The 17484-nt window shown below is 48.1% G+C and carries 10 protein-coding genes and 1 riboswitch; of the genes, 9 read left to right on the plus strand and 1 reads right to left on the minus strand.

The genetic code is table 11. The annotated features are described in order from the left end of the window. The first annotated feature begins 56 nt into the window (after nucleotides 1-56). The 9 genes from GRF59_RS26695 to GRF59_RS29540 all read left to right on the plus strand — a co-directional run bounded on the left by GRF59_RS26695 (nucleotide 57) and on the right by GRF59_RS29540 (nucleotide 15927). Entirely contained in the window at nucleotides 57-1931 is a 1875-nt protein-coding gene (locus GRF59_RS26695) for a cyclic nucleotide-binding domain-containing protein (protein WP_160500765.1), read from the plus strand. A 241-nt stretch (nucleotides 1932-2172) separates the two neighbouring features. After that, a complete protein-coding gene (locus GRF59_RS26700) occupies nucleotides 2173-2676 on the plus strand; it encodes a CYTH domain-containing protein (RefSeq protein ID WP_160500766.1) in 504 nt (167 codons plus the stop codon). A gap of 489 nt (nucleotides 2677-3165) precedes the next feature. Beyond that, nucleotides 3166-4812 carry a fibronectin type III domain-containing protein gene (locus GRF59_RS30180; protein ID WP_341480148.1) on the plus strand — a complete coding sequence of 549 codons (1647 nt, stop codon included), beginning with the start codon at nucleotides 3166-3168 and terminating at the stop codon, nucleotides 4810-4812. A 94-nt stretch (nucleotides 4813-4906) separates the two neighbouring features. After that, complete coding sequence (locus tag GRF59_RS26710; RefSeq protein ID WP_237392072.1) at nucleotides 4907-5380, plus strand: hypothetical protein; 474 nt, start codon at nucleotides 4907-4909, stop codon at nucleotides 5378-5380. Nucleotides 5381-5948: 568 nt separating this feature from the next. Continuing rightward, a riboswitch (cobalamin riboswitch) is annotated at nucleotides 5949-6146 on the plus strand. Nucleotides 6147-6329: 183 nt separating this feature from the next. Further along, entirely contained in the window at nucleotides 6330-11555 is a 5226-nt protein-coding gene (locus GRF59_RS26715) for an S-layer homology domain-containing protein (RefSeq protein ID WP_160500769.1), read from the plus strand. 67 nt (nucleotides 11556-11622) lie between these two features. Continuing rightward, nucleotides 11623-12675, plus strand: a complete 1053-nt coding sequence (locus GRF59_RS26720) for a DUF4430 domain-containing protein (protein ID WP_160500770.1) — start codon at nucleotides 11623-11625, stop codon at nucleotides 12673-12675. Beyond that, nucleotides 12675-13565 (plus strand): energy-coupling factor transporter transmembrane component T, encoded by an 891-nt coding sequence (locus tag GRF59_RS26725; RefSeq protein ID WP_160500771.1) that lies wholly within the window; start codon nucleotides 12675-12677, stop codon nucleotides 13563-13565. Before GRF59_RS26720 ends, GRF59_RS26725 begins: the two co-directional genes overlap by 1 nt. Beyond that, on the plus strand, nucleotides 13538-15232 hold the full coding sequence (locus tag GRF59_RS26730; RefSeq protein WP_202128897.1) for an ABC transporter ATP-binding protein: 1695 nt from the start codon (nucleotides 13538-13540) through the stop codon (nucleotides 15230-15232). Before GRF59_RS26725 ends, GRF59_RS26730 begins: the two co-directional genes overlap by 28 nt. Beyond that, on the plus strand, nucleotides 15199-15927 hold the full coding sequence (locus GRF59_RS29540) for an ECF transporter S component (protein ID WP_202128898.1): 729 nt from the start codon (nucleotides 15199-15201) through the stop codon (nucleotides 15925-15927). Before GRF59_RS26730 ends, GRF59_RS29540 begins: the two co-directional genes overlap by 34 nt. A gap of 98 nt (nucleotides 15928-16025) precedes the next feature. Here GRF59_RS29540 and GRF59_RS26735 read toward each other — a convergent pair whose 3' ends face one another. Beyond that, entirely contained in the window at nucleotides 16026-17060 is a 1035-nt protein-coding gene (locus GRF59_RS26735) for a chitosanase (RefSeq protein ID WP_237392073.1), read from the minus strand. Nucleotides 17061-17484 lie beyond the last annotated feature (424 nt).

The following is a 17484-nucleotide window of genomic DNA, read 5'->3' on the forward strand; positions in this document are numbered from 1 at the left end:
TATCAGAGGGAATCTGCCGTAACGGCGGATTCTTTTCGTTGTATGGAGAGATGAGAATGAGCACGATGGCGGTAGAATTTCTGAAGGAGCACCCGCTTTTTCGCGGTGTACCCGTGCCCGAGCTGGAAGGGGCAGCAAGGTCGATGCATGAAGAGAGCTTCCAGGGCGGAGACAGCCTGATTGTTGAGGGCAGCTACGGCAATTCCTGTTATTTCATTATGAGCGGACAGGTACAGGTCGTATCGCGAAATCTGGTGGGTCAGTCCGTGACGCTGGATGTGCTGGGCGAGGGAGAGCTGATCGGTGAAGTGGCTCTTTTTCTGGAGGAAAAGAGAACCTCCGGCGTACAGGCCATCGGCGAGGTGAAGGCGCTCCGGCTCGAACAGAATGCCTTTAGCCGCCTTGCCGCAGCTAGCCCAATGTTTCATGAAAGCTTGTCCTTCTCGGCGCGCATCCGTACGATGCATGCCATGCTCAGCAAAGCGACCATCTGGGCCGCGATTCCCAATGCGGAACTACGCGGGCTCGCTGAAGTCACTGTCAGACGGAAGGTATACAAGGGGGACGTGATTGTGGCGGAAGGCGTGATGGCCGACCGGTTCTACATGATCGCGGAGGGACGATTCGAGGTCCGCACGGGCCGCAAGAAAAAAGCGATATACGAGGCCGGCGATTATTTCGGCGAGATGGACCTGTTAACGGGCGAAGCGCAAACGGGAACGGTAACGGCACTCGAGAACGGCGAGCTAATGGTGATGGGCCGCGACGAGTTTCACTTCGTCCTTCAGCAATATGAGCCGGTCAGACGGCAATTCCATGAAGTGCTGCGCATACGCAGGCCGGACTTGCTGAACGATGCGGTCAAGGCCAAGCTACAGTTTACGGAAGAGACGATGGACAATAAATCGCCGGCCCCAACCGGCGCAGACGCGGCGATACCTGCGCCTTCCCCGGCCAAAAAGGAACGCTGGATGGATATCCTGCTGATCCTCGGCGGAATATTCGTCGCATTTACGATACTTGCGGCCTGGCTGAAGCAGCCGTTATGGATTTATGCGGCGCTGTTGTCCGGGGGATTCGTCGGGCCGGTATCCTTCGTGGCTTATATGCGAAGCTCGCAGCTGCTCGGTTTTAGACCCTTGCGGCTGGTCACGGTTTTTGCGGCCTCGGCGGTCATCGCCCTGCCCATTGCCTGGCTGCTCGAGCATGAGTGGCTGGACATCACTGGCATGCAGTCGGATCCTTCCGGACATGCGCAGGCAGCCATCCTGATCGCAGTCATTGAAGAGATCGCGAAGCTGCTCGTCTGCATGATCTTCCTGCGCAGCCGCAAGCAGCGGTTCCTGATGGATGCGATCGTGTTTGGCGCGGCTGCCGGCATGGGCTTCGCTGCCATCGAGAGCATTCTGTACGGTCTGACTTATCTGCAAAACCATGCCACATCGGGCATGCTGGCGGTATTATGGGTGCGTGCACTGATTTCGCCGTTCGGACATGGTACATGGACGGCGATTGCCGCCGCAGGCATCTGGTATGGTCTGGGACGTAGTACGGGCCAGGCGGGAGACGGCAGCATGCGCTCAAAAAATTGGCTGACGATGATCGCACTGATGATGCTTAGCATCCTTCTGCATGCCTTATGGGATTATCAATATGCCACCGGAGCCCTGAAGCTGATCGGAATGCTGGTCGTCGCCATTGCAGGTATCGCGCTGCTGTTTGTGCTGATCCGGCGGGCCTCGCGCGATGAGCAGTACATGCTGTATGCCGTCAACCCGGAGCAGCAGCTGGAGGAAAGGCTGAAAGTTGCTGTCAGCACCGAGCACGCAAAAAGTAGCGATACTCACTCCCTGGTCTGCGATGCATGCAAAACCGTCTCGCCTGCAGGTTCCAGATATTGCGGCCGCTGCGGGCAGGCATTGAAGCTATAGAAGAGTGGATATGAAGCAGGCCGCCGGGGAGGATTTCCCTGGCGGCTTGTTTTTTGAAATGAATTGTGAGGAATCCGTAGACAACAGCGATGGCAGCAACGACTGGCCTAAGAGCGACCGCTAGAACCAACCCAAGAAGCATTCCTCTTAGCCACGGCTTCAGCTTCCGAAAGATGATTGTCCCCCAAAGCATTCCTTCGTATAATGTAACTCACAAGCATCAAGAACAGGGGGATCTCATATGAGTCTTGAAATTGAACGAAAATTTTTGCTGCCGGTATATCCGGCGGCGTTAATCGAAGAGAGTGCCATCCGGATCGAAAAGGAGCAGCTTATCGAGCAGACGTATTTGGCCCTAGCCGGGGATCAGGAGCTGCGGGTCCGGAAGATTACCGATCTCGCGGATCATCGCACCGAATATACCCACACGTTTAAAAAAGGCCATGGCATCGCTCGCGAGGAAGTGGAGTATTCGATTTCGGAGGGAATTTACGAACAAATGATCCATGCACATCAGGCGGTGCCTTTGATCAAAAAACGGACCACAGCCCTGTGGGGCGACACAAAGATTGAAATCGACGAATATGAGCAAATTCAATTGATGGTGCTCGAAGTGGAGTTTGGTGCAATCGAGGAAGCGGAGAACTTCATTTCGCCCGAATGGTTCGGCCGGGATATCAGCACCGAGAAGCAATACAGCAACAAAAAAGTGTGGAAAGAATTGCAGAAGAAAAGATTATCATGACAAATTTCCATAAAATGTTTATGATGAACAATGATAATCAAATATTGTTGAAAATAGGTGCCAATGATGTGTCGTAATAGACGCATGGATTTGGTTAAAAGGGAAGCGGGTGTTTTTTAACTCATGCTTTCTTTTAGTTGCATGTTCTATTAAACCTCTCAACTTTTCCTAGTTGAGGGGTTTTCTTTATACTGCGCAAAGCATTAATAGAAAAGAGAATGTAAACCTATAAGATTGGAACGATAAACGACACTATTAAAACTGCGTCTGATTCCGTACATTTTTGAACCGGGTCTGGCGGGTCTAGATCTGTATCCTTGATGGCATATAATCGATGCCTCTAATCTGGAAGGGAAATGGATACCCTAAATGTTAAAAAACTCCAAAGTTTTTAAAAACCAAAAAGTAAGGTAACTAAAGGGGAGGTCAAAGATAAAACAACTTAAAAAGATTTTTATTATTTTATTTTTGTTTGTTGGTGTTACAAATGTGGCGTTATCTACAAGTTACGCAAATGAAATTGGGGACAAACTCTCGGATATTAAATCAACGGTAGATAAGACTAATAATTCGGATCTATGGGTAACCAATTTCACAAACACAAATGATTTAAAGCTTTGGAGTGCATTAGTAAGAAACACTGTGCAGAAAAAAGAACACCAGTTAGATTCTGTCTCGATTGGCTCTATAAAAAAACAGTTTAATGAATTGGAAGAGCGTAAAGAAAAGTTGCTTAGATCGAATGCAAGCAATTTAACAATAGGATCAGTATTAAATAAGTCCAGGAGCAGCATACCAGTAACTGAAAGTATCTATAGTGATGTAAGTTCGTCAGAAACTACCGAAGCTATGTTACTGGAAGATTATAAATTATTCTATAAAAATATAGCCCAGGAGCGGGGCGAATATTATGGAGTACCTACGTATAATATTCAGTTTGGAGAAAGTCAACTTATTACTAGACCTGTACCAGAACCAGATGGTACGAAGTATACCATTATGTACTGTGATGGGCCTTTTTATCCTGAGTCAGCTTATATGAGGACTGAGGAATTAGTCGTGAAAAACGGAGAGCTTAAATTTAATTTTGTTACCAATACTGACGAAGTGTATGAAGGCGGCTACTGCTATGTTTTTATGGGGGAGGATTTCACAGACGATCAAATATTTAGAGTTAATGTTAGTGATAGCAACCATATTTTTGATACGCAACCCCCAAGTTCTCCACAAGGGTTAAGAACAATACAACAAACCAAGGATAGTATTACATTTACATGGCAAGCTTCTACAGATAATATTGGAATTTCCGGATATAAAGTTACCTACGGAAAGACTAATATGGTTGATTTATTAGATAATTCAACTCTTGTACATACGATTTCAAATATAAATATGAATGAGACAACTAAAATTAGTGTGCGCGCTTGGGATGCCGATGGAAATTTATCAGAACCGGCAGAATTGATATTAATCGAAGATAAAGAGGCTCCAACGGCTCCACAAGGATTAAAACTAGATAAACAGACTGAAAATGATATAACTATTTCATGGCAAGCATCTACAGATAATGTCGGGGTTACGGGGTATATGATTTCTTATGGAACGTCGCAAAATGTGCTGGTTACGGTGCCATCTGAAGTGCATTCTTATACCTTAAAGAACCTCAGCTCAAAGGCTTCGCATCAAATACTGGTAGTAGCTCTAGATGCTGCTGGAAATAAGTCATCGCCTAGCGTAATTACTGTCAAAGAAGATACTGTAGCTCCCAGTGCTCCTCAAGTAGTAAATGCAGTTAAGAAATATGATGGCAGCATCCGGATCTTAACGCCGCGTGATGTAGATCTAGTAAAGGGAAGGGAGGGATTGTCATTTTTTAGAGCGGACAAGAACCCAATTCCCGTTAATACCAATATAGCTGTTACGTCAATGGCGAGACTTAATACGATTTCTAATTGGTATGCAAAGGAAGATAATGTAACTACCGGACATGTAACTTTAGTCACTTCAAAACGTAGTGAGATGTACAAGTGGGGAGCTTACAGAAATATTAATGATCTGAATTGGGACAACTACTACTATCTAACCAATACACTGAAGGGATTTGTTAAATTTGTGCCTAAATCAGCTAATAAATGAGCAAGTTATATCGGCAAAAATTTTTCTTGAAGATACGTTTGATGCACAATTGTTTGTAGTGTATAAAGGCTTAAATTTATACGAGATGATTCTGATGTTAGAGAATAAGAGAATACGTAAAGAGAGTGGTTTGTTTGTTACTTGTATCGAGTCAATACTATCTGAACTATCTAAAGATAGCATCTTACAAATGAAAAATTCTGTGAAAGTAAATGATCAAGTTGTACAGCTTGTTGAATCATACTCACTAAATGAAAATGAAACTATAAGAATTGAACTGCAATGTGATTATAATGGCATAAGTTATTCAGGTTCAAGTCTGGAAGAGTTCGATTATGCTTTGGGTGAATTAGAAGATAAAATGAATATTAAATTTCAAGTTTGTGCCAACTGTAATAATGGAAATATAACCTCAATAAGTGATCTTCGACATGGCTGGCATTGTTTTAGAAACATTGAGAATCAACTAACATCTCTTGCGTGGTTCGAAAGAGATGAGGAATTTGAAGAGTCTATATCTAATGTAAGTGCTCTTCATTGGTGTCCGAAGTTTTTAATTAGGGAGTGAAATGGCTTCATACCGCATGCGAGTGTAACAACTCCATGTGGTTTCTTTTTTTGATAATAGCTCCCACCTAGTGCCGAATGAATCGGGCGGCTTAATCCAATTAACCATAACCTTCATAAGACAAGACCAGTACAAGAATCCTCAATTCCTTTGTACGCACAAACGATTGGAAAATGTTATCGAAATATCGCTATACCGTTGCACTAAACAGGTTGGTTATGGTCAGATACCACCATGATTGACTTGTTTTCTGTTATCTTTGCTTTTTTGTGTTTTCTCTAATATGAGCCTTAACAAAATATTATCCTGTTCCGATAGAAAGGGGAAAGGTCAGTAGACGCATCTTAACAGAAGGAGAGCACGAAAATTCATTGTGGGGGCGATAAACGGGATTTAGATGAATATCCAATAACTGAAATGGGATTTACAGTGATTGTTACAAGAAAGAACTCTGCTGACGAGCAGTTTACATAGAAAGAATAGGTGAATTATAGGGGGGACTTCGTGAAATGAGTAACAAAAAGAAATGACAAACCACTGTTAATTCGATATGATGAGCAATGATAATTAAATATTGATGAAAATAGGTGCCAATGATGTGTCGTCATAGACGCATGGATTGGTTAAAAGGGAAGCGGGTGTAAATCCCGCGCGGTCCCGCCGCTGTATGAGAGGAGTCCTTGCAAGAATACCACTGGGAAAACCGGGAAGGTTGCAAGGGTGATGATACTTGAGCCAGAAGACCTGCCTATTTTGGTTACGCCATTAACTCTACGAGCGATAGGGGGTGTTTATTAGTGCATGCTTTCTGTAGCTGTATACTCTATTAAACCTCTCAACGAATCCAAGTTGAGGGGTTTTTTTGTGTTGGGCGAAGCATGCTGGAATGAACGCTTTTGAAGAGTCTGTTTAAAGAACCAGATTGATAGAGAGAAAGGGGTATTACAAAATGAGAAAAAATAGAATAGCAGCGTGGCTGATTGTCATCAGTATGCTGTTCTCCATGTTCTTCCCGGGATTATCGGTGTCTTATGCTGACGGAGGGACGAATGGAGAACCGGCGGGATACGTAACCCTATCGGTAGAAAAATTCACATTGGGGCAGGGATATGTCAGTGAGCCCGTAAAGGTACCTTTTTACGAGGGAGAGAATGGTGCGGCGCTGATTACCCAGTTCTTGGGTGAGGGCAATTATGATCATACCGGTAATATCGAAAGTTCGTTTTATTTAGCTGCCATAAAAGATAATGATACGAGCGAAGCTCATGTGCCTCAGTATATTCTGGATCAGGCAGGATCCATAGATTCGAGAGCTGAGGAGGGCTGGCTTGGGCAGTTCGATTATACCCCGATGTCCGGCTGGATGTATGCGGTCAATAATGAATTCCTCAGCTATGGCTTCTCCAATTATTATCCGCATAACGGGGATGTCATCCGGACCCAATTTACGGTATATGGATACGGGGCCGATCTTGGAGGAGGCTTTGAAGGAAGTTACATTCAGCCTGCCGATAAAGATGCGCTTACCGCTGAGGTCGCTGAAATAAATAGCAGCCCGGATAAGGATGCCCTGTTGTCCAGATCGGATGTGAGGTCTGCTTACGATCAAGCGTACGGCCTGCTGACGAACATGGAAAGCAGTCAGGGTGACGTTAACGCGGCGTATGTTACTTTGACGGATGCTCTGACGCATGAAGAAGAACAACCGAATTTGGAGCAACCAGACACAGAAAAACCGGTGATCCATGTTGAGGGTATGCAGCATCAGCAGGAGGTCTTGGACAGCGATATAAGCTTCAGCGTCACGGTTACAGACAATGTGTACCATGACATCATTCCCCAAGTGACGCTGAAGGGAGTCGTTATTCCGCAAACGGACGGTGCGTACAAGGTTTCGCTGAGTCCCGGCGCCAACACCATTCATATATCGGCCGTTGACGGGGCAGGCAATCAAGCAGATGAGGACTATGTCGTCACATACACCGTAAGCACCGCTCAGTTGGCCAAAGAGCAGCTGGATAAAAGCTTGGCTTATATCCTTCAAACCGTAGATAATCCGAAATTTGGAACTAGCGGCGGGGAATGGTCCGTTTTATCGTTAGCCAGAGGTAACTACCCGGTTCCAAACGATTACTATAAAAAATATTACGATAACGTCGTTACAGTCGTACAGGACAAAAAGAATGAACTGGACAAAACGAAATGGACGGAGCATTCCCGACTGGTTCTGGGCTTGACCGCCATCGGCAAAGACGTTACGGACGTGGGCGGATACAGTCAGCTCGACAAGCTGGCTGATTTCAATTCGGTCATCAAACAAGGAATCAATGGGCCGATCTTTGCTCTTATCGCATTTGACAGCCAAAAATATGAAATTCCTGTCGTAAATGGCGTGCCGGTTCAAACGACTAGGGATATGCTGATTAGCTACATTCTCGACCGTGAAGTCAAAAAAGGAACGGAAAATGCAGGCGGATGGGCGTTGGGCGTAACGACTGCGGATACCGATATCACCGGCATGGCCATTCAGGCTTTGGCTCCTTATTATGGCAGCCGGGAGGATGTTAGAGCAGCTGTTGATAGGGCCGTAAGTTGGTTGTCCAATGCTCAAAACGCGGAAGGAAGCTATACGAGCTGGGGAAGCACCAGTAGTGAAAGCATTTCACAGGTAGTCACTGCTTTGAGCAGTATTGGAATCGATTCTGATCAGGATTCCAGGTTTATTAAAAACGGTCATTCGCTGCTGAGCGCTCTGCTGACGTTTGGCTTGCCGAATGGGGGCTTCATGCATGCGAAGCCTAGCGGCAACCAAGTGGCACAACCAAATGGAATGGCAACAGACCAAGCGGCCTATGCGCTAGTAGCCTATGATCGGCTGACGAATCATCAAAACCGTCTGTACGATATGACGGATGTAGAAGGCGCATCATCGGGAGTGCCTACAGAAAATATCAGTGTTCCGAATGGCGGCCAAAATTTTAATTTAGTGATTACCGCTGCAGATGCGAGCAAAGAATTCAATATCGCTGTATCTGAAGCAAAAGAAGGCAAAGTTGTTCTTCAACTGCCGCGGAACACTTATCTTCCCCAAGTAAAGGCTGTAAAAGGGACTGTTTCGTCCTTGATTCCGCGTGGGGCGCAGATGACATCCGGTGATGGCTCTGCATTGGAGATCCTTACATTTAAGGACATAGCCGATCAAGAATTAAAAAACAAGATTGAAGGTATCATCCCAAATAACTCCAAACTGGACAAGGTTGAACAAGCCTTCACGATTGGAGGACAAAAGAAGGTCGAGTTTAATCAGTATGTGACCTTGACCTTTACCGGATTGAAGGGTAGATCAGCTGCCTATATCCAAGAGGGTGTTCCTTATGCGATCCAAAAGTTTGCAAGTAATACGGAGGGAATCAATAGCGGTAAGAGTGAGTTTGCTTATGACAGCGGCAATGACCTCATCGTCAAAACCAAGCATTTTACGGATTACATCGCTTACGCCTCAAGCACCATCGAAACGCCTGGAGGAAATGAAGGCGGTAGCAACGGCGGCGGAGGCAGTGGGGGTGGAACGGCGCCTCAGCCTAAGCAATATGCGACTTTATCTGTCGATAAGCTTACGATCAATAAAGGATATGTCGTTTCGCCGACCAAAGTCGAACTGAAATCAGGTGACACGGCTTGGTCTGTATTGCAAAGAGTACTGGAGAGCAAGGGTATCAGCTACGATTATACATGGACCGAAAAGTACGGGAGCGTGTATGTCGAATCCATTGCCGGCGATGGAGAGTTCGACCATGGCAGCGGCAGCGGCTGGATGTATAACGTTAACGGAACCTATCCGGGATACGGCGCAAGCAAGTATACCCTAAGTGACGGCGACCGTATCGAATGGCGTTATACGACGAATCTGGGTGAAGATCTGGGAGAGGACCTCAGTCAGTGGGAACCCGATCAGGGAGGAACATCCGGGGGTGGGGCAATTGCTCCGGGAATCGTCATCAACAAGGATGACAAAACACCGGTGATTAATGTTCCGTCCAATATTCAATCGGATTATACGCTGAACATCACAAAAGCACTACAAAATACGAATAATATTACGGTTAACATTCCAGATGTGAAGGCCAAAGTCATCTTGAATCTGGAGGATGTGAAGGATAACATCCCGACGATCACCGCGATCAAAGGGAGCACTTCGATCGTGATCGACAAGGGAACCCGGGTGAAGTCGGGAGACCGGAAGGTGGAAGTTCTTACTTCCAACCAAGACTCTAAGATCAAGGAACTTATTCAAGAAACCCTAACCGGACAAGACCGGCTGGATTCCGTCAAGAATGCGTTTGTCGTAGGGAACGCATCAACTCCGGTCGTCGTGGACAAGCCGGTTACCCTGATTCTGAAGGGAGCTGAGGGTCAACTTCCCGGCTTTATCGATAACGGCAAATTCACGCCGATCAAAGTACACGACTCCGAGGAGCAGGGAGCTGCAGCCGTCAAAGGCAATGAAACGCAATTGTATGCATTTGTGAAAGGCAACGACCTGTATATCAAAACGAATCGTTTAACAAGCTTTGCGACGTACACGGTAACCCAGGCGTCCGTGAAGCCGGAAACCGATTTGAATCAGCTTTATGCCGATGCGTCTTCGATCTCCGCGTGGGCATATGAAGCAATCAGAGAAGCAACGAAGCAAGGGTTTATTCAAGGAAGCAACGGCAAATTCAATCCGAAAACAAACATTACGAGAGCGGAATTCGCCAAAATCCTAGTCAACGTTCTGGGACTCGATACGAAGAATAGCCAAGTCTCCAATTTCAAGGATGTTCATCTGAATGATTGGTTCTACCCTTACGTGCAAGCGGCCAATCAAACGGGAATCATGACGGGATACAACAATGAATTCCACCCGAATGAAAATATCACGCGTGAGGAAATGGCGGTAACCACCGTCCGTGCATTGGGCGTTCAACCATCCAAAGTGACGACGGCCATCAAGGATATTAATAAGGCATCCGCATGGGCAAGAACGGACATCGGTACGGTTTCCGAGCTTGGACTCATGACGGGCAGCGACAATCAATTCCTTCCCAAAGGCGTAGTAACCCGGGAAATGGCGGCGGTCGTATCTGCGCGCGTGTACGAATTTAAGAAGACGAGCAAGCCGGAAACAAATGGAGGCCAGACAGGCAATCCAGAAGATCAAGGCAATCAGACAGTTAACCAACCGGACAAGCAAGCGGACACGAAGGTGAAGCAGCAGCTGAAGGACACGGAGGCTTTTCTGCAAAAATCGGTTACAGACCCTACCATTGCGACGGTGGGCGGAGACTGGACGATCATGGGACTGGCCCGCTCCGGAATTCCCCAGCCGGATGCTTACTACGCCAAGTATTATGCGAATGTGGAGAAAATCCTGAAGGAAAAGTCGGGTAAGCTGCATTCCGTCAAATATACCGAATATGACCGGGTGATTTTGGCGCTCACCGCCATCGGCAAAGATGTGGACCAGGTAGCCGGATACAACCTGAGAGAATCGCTGGCTGATTTTGATACGGTCATTAAGCAAGGTATCAACGGTCCGATCTTCGCGTTGATTGCGCTGGACAGCAAGCATTACGACATTCCAGTCGTCAAAGGCGTGAAGACTCAGACGACAAGAGAACTGTTGATCGACTTCATCCTGAAACGGGAGATTAGCGGAGGAGGCTGGGCATTAGGAGAGCGTCCGGATGCAGCAGACCCGGATATTACGGCTATGGTCATTCAAGGACTCACGCCTTACTATGCGTCTAATCCGCAGGTCAAAGCATCTGTGGACCGCGGAATCGCATGGCTGTCCAAAGCCCAATCCGCGAACGGAGAATTCACGAGCTGGGAGTCCTCGAACTCGGAAAGCGCCGCGCAGGTCATCGTCGCTTTGAGCGGTCTTGGCATCAATCCGGATACGGATGCGCGGTTCATCAAGAACGGTAAATCGGTTGTGGATGCCCTGTTGGGTTACGCAGCTCCGGGCGGTGGATTCTACCACGTCAAATCGGGCGGCAAGGATAACGGCGGTGCCAAGCCGGGAGAAGTGGACCTGATGGCAACCGACCAGGCCATGTATGCACTCGTGGCTTTCGACAGAATGGCAAATGGACAGAATCGACTTTATGATATGACGGATGTGAAATAGTTAGTCATGTACCGGGCAGGGGAATCTTGTGATTTCCTTGCCCAGTCCTTTAAGGTGGGAATCAGATATGAAGAATAAAAAATGGTTATACGCCGTGCTGATCGTCGCTGTCTTGGCTGTGGCCTTCTTCTGGGGCGGTCATGATCAGAAGAAACAAGCGGCTACAAAAACGGATGTAAGCCAGACGGATCAGGGTACCCCAGCGACTACCGGTTCTCCTTCCGGTATTACGTCACCTGATGAGGAGAAGAGTCAGCCGGAATTAGGAGCCCAATCATCCGACAAATCTGCGGACAACCCTACCGGTACGGAGGATACCGCAAAACCTGCAGCCAGTGCGGCAGATCCAGCCGCTAAAGACAGCGGAACGGGAGCCAAGCAGCAGGATGCGAAGGAATCTCAAGATGCTTCCGTAACAATGGATGGCACTAGTGCGTCCCCCAAATCGGACTCTGCGAAAACAGATAACGCCGGGAAAGCGCCGGCAGCGGATGAAAAGGCACCTGCGAAAGCCTCGTCCAAGACGCCGGAAAAAAGCACGGTTACCAAGCCGGACGACCAATCCGCAACCAAGCCCGGTAAAACGGAATCAGCCGCAGCAGATACCAAACCGAAGAAGGATAAGTATCAAACGGATCCTGTGCCGGCGGGCAAACCGAAGCCCGTGGAGTGGCAGGATGCGAACGTTGACAAGAAACAGCAGCTAACCGCGACCTTGTCCGTCTCGGCGGCATCGATTTTGGATCACATGGATCAGTTCAACAAGGACAAGCTTGAGGTTCTTCCGAAAGACGGTGTGATCTACAAAGCACAAAAGGTGACCTTTTTTGAGGGGGAATCGGTGTTTGACGTGCTGCTGCGGGAGATGAAAAAAAATAAAATCCATTTGGAATTTTCCATGACCCCCATTTATAACAGCAATTATATTGAGGGCATTCACAATTTATACGAATTCGATTGCGGGGAGCTCAGCGGCTGGATGTACAAGGTCAACGGGTGGTTCCCAAATTATGGAAGCAGTCGTTATGCGCTGAAGGATGGGGATGTCATCGAGTGGGTGTATACCTGTGATCTGGGCCGCGATGTTGGCGGATATGTGGCAGCCGGAGGAAAGCAATAATGCGGGATGTCTTTTCAACCTATCATCCGGTTGTCAATTTCGCTTATTTTACCGCGATGCTGCTGTTCAGCATGATCTTTATGCACCCGGTCTTTCAAGTCATCGCTTTAATTAGCGCGCTCGCTTATTCCGTGCTGTTAAAAGGAAAAAGCGCCGTCAAATTTCATACCCTGTACATGCTGCCGCTGCTGCTGTTCATGGCTGTCATCAATCCGGCATTCAATCATGCTGGCGTGACCATCTTGTTCTATTTGAAGAGCGGAAATCCGGTGACGCTGGAATCGATTCTGTTCGGGGCGGCGGCAGCCTGCATGTTCGTGACCGTCATCGTATGGTTCTCCTGCTACAATGCCGTGATGACGTCGGATAAGTTCATTTATCTTTTTGGAAAAATCCTGCCTTCGCTTTCTTTGATCTTTTCGATGGTACTGCGGTTCGTTCCAAGATATATCACTCAAATGAAGGTGATCTCAAGTGCCCAGAAATGCATCGGCAGAGACATCTCACAGGGGAATGTTGTTCAGCGGGCACGTAACGGCATCAAAATATTATCCATCATGACGACTTGGGCGCTGGAGAATGCAATCGAGACGGCGGATTCGATGAAATCAAGAGGTTATGGACTTCGGGGCCGAACAAGCTATTCCATCTTCCGTCTGGATCGGCGTGACCGAATCATGCTCGCTCTTATGTCGACGTTCATTGCATTCGTACTGATAGGTGCGGTCATGGGCGAGAACACCATCCGCTTTTTTCCGTCGGTCAAAATGTCTGGAATAACGCCAATGAGCATTGCGGTATATACCGCTTATTTTCTTTTATGCATGGTACCCGTGCTTGTCACGATTGTGGAGGGGATCAAATGGAAGTTTATCGTATCGAAAATGTAAGCTTCGCCTTTCCCGGGCAAAAGCGGAAGGCGCTCTCCCATATCGATCTTACGATTCAAAGCGGAGAGTTCATAACGTTATGCGGGAAATCGGGCTGCGGGAAAAGCACGCTGCTGCGCCAACTGAAGACCGTCCTGAGACCGCATGGGGAGCGGGAAGGGATCGTATACTTTGGCGGGCGACATTTGGATGAGGCGGATCAACGCACGCAAGCCTCGAAAATCGGATTCGTGCTCCAAAATCCCGACAACCAGATCGTGACGGATAAGGTGTGGCATGAGCTGGCTTTTGGGCTGGAAAGTCTGGGCGTGGACCCGTCTTCGATTCGTTTGCGCGTGGCAGAGATGGCGAGCTTTTTCGGCATTCAAGCGTGGTATCACCGTAGCGTGTCGGAGCTTTCCGGAGGGCAGAAGCAACTGCTTAATTTGGCGTCCATCATGGCGATGAACCCTTCGGTCTTGATTTTGGATGAACCCACCTCCCAGCTCGATCCAATTGCGGCGGCGGATTTTCTGGAGACCGTGAAGCGGATTAACCGGGATCTGGGCACCACCGTGGTGATCACGGAGCATCGCCTGGAGGAGCTGCTTTCCATCTCCGACCGCCTGATCGTGATGGAGGAGGGCCGGATTATCGCGGACGAGACGCCGGTGAAGGCAGGGGAAATGCTCCATGCCATGAACCATGCGATGTTCAAGGCGATGCCGTCTCCAATGCAGATTGCCGCGGGAATGGGTGGGGAAGGAGCATTTCCTGTCACGGTAAAAGAAGGACGGCAGTGGCTGGATGCGTTATTGGGAGATAACCCCCGGGAGTATCATGAAGAGCTCAAGGAGGCTGACGGGAAAAAGGAACCAGCCGCTCGCCCTGCCATTGCGTTCAAGGATGTATGGTTCAAATACGAGAAGCATGGGCCCGATGTCATTAAAGACCTGTCGTTTGAGGTGCAGGAAGGGCAATTCTACTGTATTGTAGGCGGAAACGGCACGGGCAAAACAACCACGTTGTCGCTGATTAGCGGCATGCATAAGCCTTACCGGGGAAAGGTTCACATAAGCGGTAAAAACCCCGCAAAGATGCCGTCCCGGGAGCTTTTCAACCAATACCTGGGGGTACTGCCGCAGAATCCGCAGACGTTGTTCGTAAAGAAGACGGTCGAAGAGGATTTATACGAGATGCTGTCCGGCACCGGGATGACAAATGAAGAGAAGGCGGAAAAGGTAGGAGTCGTAGTGGACTTTGCCGAACTTGCGCCTTTGCTGGCTATGCATCCTTATGACCTGAGCGGAGGAGAGCAACAGCGGGCCGCCCTTGCCAAGGTGCTGTTACTCGAGCCGAAGATTCTGCTGCTGGATGAGCCTACGAAAGGGCTCGACGGATTCTTTAAGGAGAAGCTGGCTGGACTATTGAAAAAGTTGAACGCGGCTGGGGTAACGATCGTAATGGTCTCTCACGATATCGAGTTTTGTGCCAAACACGGCGAAATATGTGCCATGTTCTTTGATGGGAGCATGATTACATCGGACAGCGCAAAGGCGTTTTTTGCAGGCAACAGCTTCTATACGACGGCGGCGAACCGGATGGCGCGCCATAGGTGGAGCGAGGCCGTAACTATTGAGGATGTGATTGAACGATGCAAGGCAACGAGCCTGCAAGCAAGCGTCTAAGCCGGCGGACGCTCTGGGCTGCCATTTTCATTCTGGTTCTGATCCCGGCGACGATTCTGCTGGGAGTCTATGTGCTGAATGACCGGAAGTATTATTTCATTAGTCTGCTCATTGTGCTGTACACGATGGTTCCCTTCGCTTTGGTTTTTGAACAGAGGAAGCCGCAAGCCCGGGAGCTCATTGTGATAGCGGTGTTAACGGCGATTGCCGTGGCAGGTCGCGGAGCTTTTTTCATGCTGCCGCAGTTTAAGCCGGTGGTGGCGATCGTCATTATTGCAGGGGTCAGCCTGGGAGCGGAAGCAGGATTTCTGGTTGGGGCCATGACCGGCTTTGTTTCCAACTTCTTTTTCGGACAAGGTCCCTGGACGCCCTGGCAAATGTTCTGTTTCGGCATTATCGGTTTTCTGGCAGGCATTTTATTTAAGAAGGGGTGGCTTCGCAAGAGCAAGCTGTCGCTCTGTATCTATGGGGGGCTGGCAACCTTTGTAATCTATGGAGGCATTATCAATGTCGGCTCGCTCCTGATGTTTACGCCGGAATTCTCCTGGCCTGCACTATTGGCCACCTATATCTCGGGTTTTTGGTTTGATATGGTGCATGCGATCTCCACGGTTTTCTTCCTGTTCATCATTTCGCGGCCAATGATCGAGAAGCTGGATCGGATCAAGACGAAGTACGGCCTAATTGAGCCATAGAAGGCAAGAAGGCAAACATACAAAAGAATGCAGAAGCAGGGAGCATCGAAGGATGCTCCCTGCTTTCTTTTTCAATTGCGGAATAAACGCGTCTGTCTTTATTTCATCGTCCAGTTCGTTACCTTTTTGACAGCCGCATCGGCATCCTTCAGGTCCGTTTCGCCAAGGCTAAGGAGCGTGCTCCATTGTTTGACGCGGTTTTTACCATTAGGCGGCTGATTGTAGTCGTTGGTATCCACGATTTTGGTGCGCTCGGCGTAAAATTTGGTCATGAAGGTCTTTTCGTCCTTGCTGCTGCCGGAACGGGATAGGATACCTTCCAAACTGCCGGAGTCTCCGTCTGCGCCTTGGTTCAGGGCGGTATCTACGAAAGAGCCGATGATCAGGGCGGAAGTGAATCCGCGTTTCTTCGCTTGATCTACACTGTACTTGATGTACACGTTATAGAAGGTGCGCCACATGGCTTCTCTCCAGGCGGCATCGTTTTGGAGGCCGTTGATTTTTTTGACGAACACGGAGTTGCTGTCGGTAATTTTCAGGATGGATCCGCTCATTTTGCCGTTGACCCCGATACGCTTCAGTCCGCCTTCAACGGTCGGATTGCTGGCCCCTTTGATCCGGTCATATTCTTTGAAGAGTGCAGGGCCATCCGGGCCGGTATCATTGGAACCGCCGGTCGTCGCGCCGAAAATGCCGATCGTGTATCCCCGGTTATCTTTGATATCTTCGCAGTATCCGTAGTATTTCGTCCAGTTCAGGTCATCCTGCTCCGGCTTATTCACAAGCATCATGATGTTATCCCATTGCTCCCCGTCGAGTCCCGTATTGGTTTTCAGAAACTGTAGGGTGTCGGGTGAAAAGTTGGCATCGTGGCTGCTGGCTGCGGCTGCAACCGCTGGGCTGTTAAGATCGCTGCTTGCTGCCGACAAGGATTCAACCGTTGCCGCTTCCGAGTCGCTGCCAAGCTCGGTTGAATCCAGAACTTGCTCGGCGGCAGCATTATTTTCTTCTGCGAATGCCTTGGTTTGCACAGGACCGGACATGGCCGTAATCGAACCGAGCAGGGCAAAGCTCAGAATCATCGCAATCCATTTCCCTCTAGAAGTCGTTGGTTTATTATGAGTTAAATTCATCATTGTATCCCTCCAAAAATTTGTGGTTGTTGCCAATTTACATCTTCATATCCGTTGGTGATACTCGATAAGTAAAAGCGCTTTAACTTTTTGGCGGAGAAAAATGAATAGATTGATTTACGTTAAATCAGCACGATCATATTTTGTTATGATCATCTCCTTTTCGTTAAAATAATTTAAGCGCTTAAACTTTGTGGGCGAAAAAGGCTACTTCCTAAGAAGTAGATTCGTTTCCGCTTCTGAGAGCGATTTAATCCATGCATCTGCTTTCTGTCAACGTATGATGTAGCAAGAGCATACAGGAGAACAATACGGCTTGTACAGGGGTATAAATAACTAAAATTTGATCCATTTGTGTGTAGACACTTTCTCCTATACCCGCATAGGATGTCATTCTTTTGTTGAAATTTGTTGCGGGAAGCAG

The organism is Paenibacillus dendrobii, assembly GCF_009807035.1.
In the GTDB taxonomy this organism is placed as follows: Bacteria; Bacillota; Bacilli; order Paenibacillales; family Paenibacillaceae; genus Paenibacillus_AQ; species Paenibacillus_AQ dendrobii.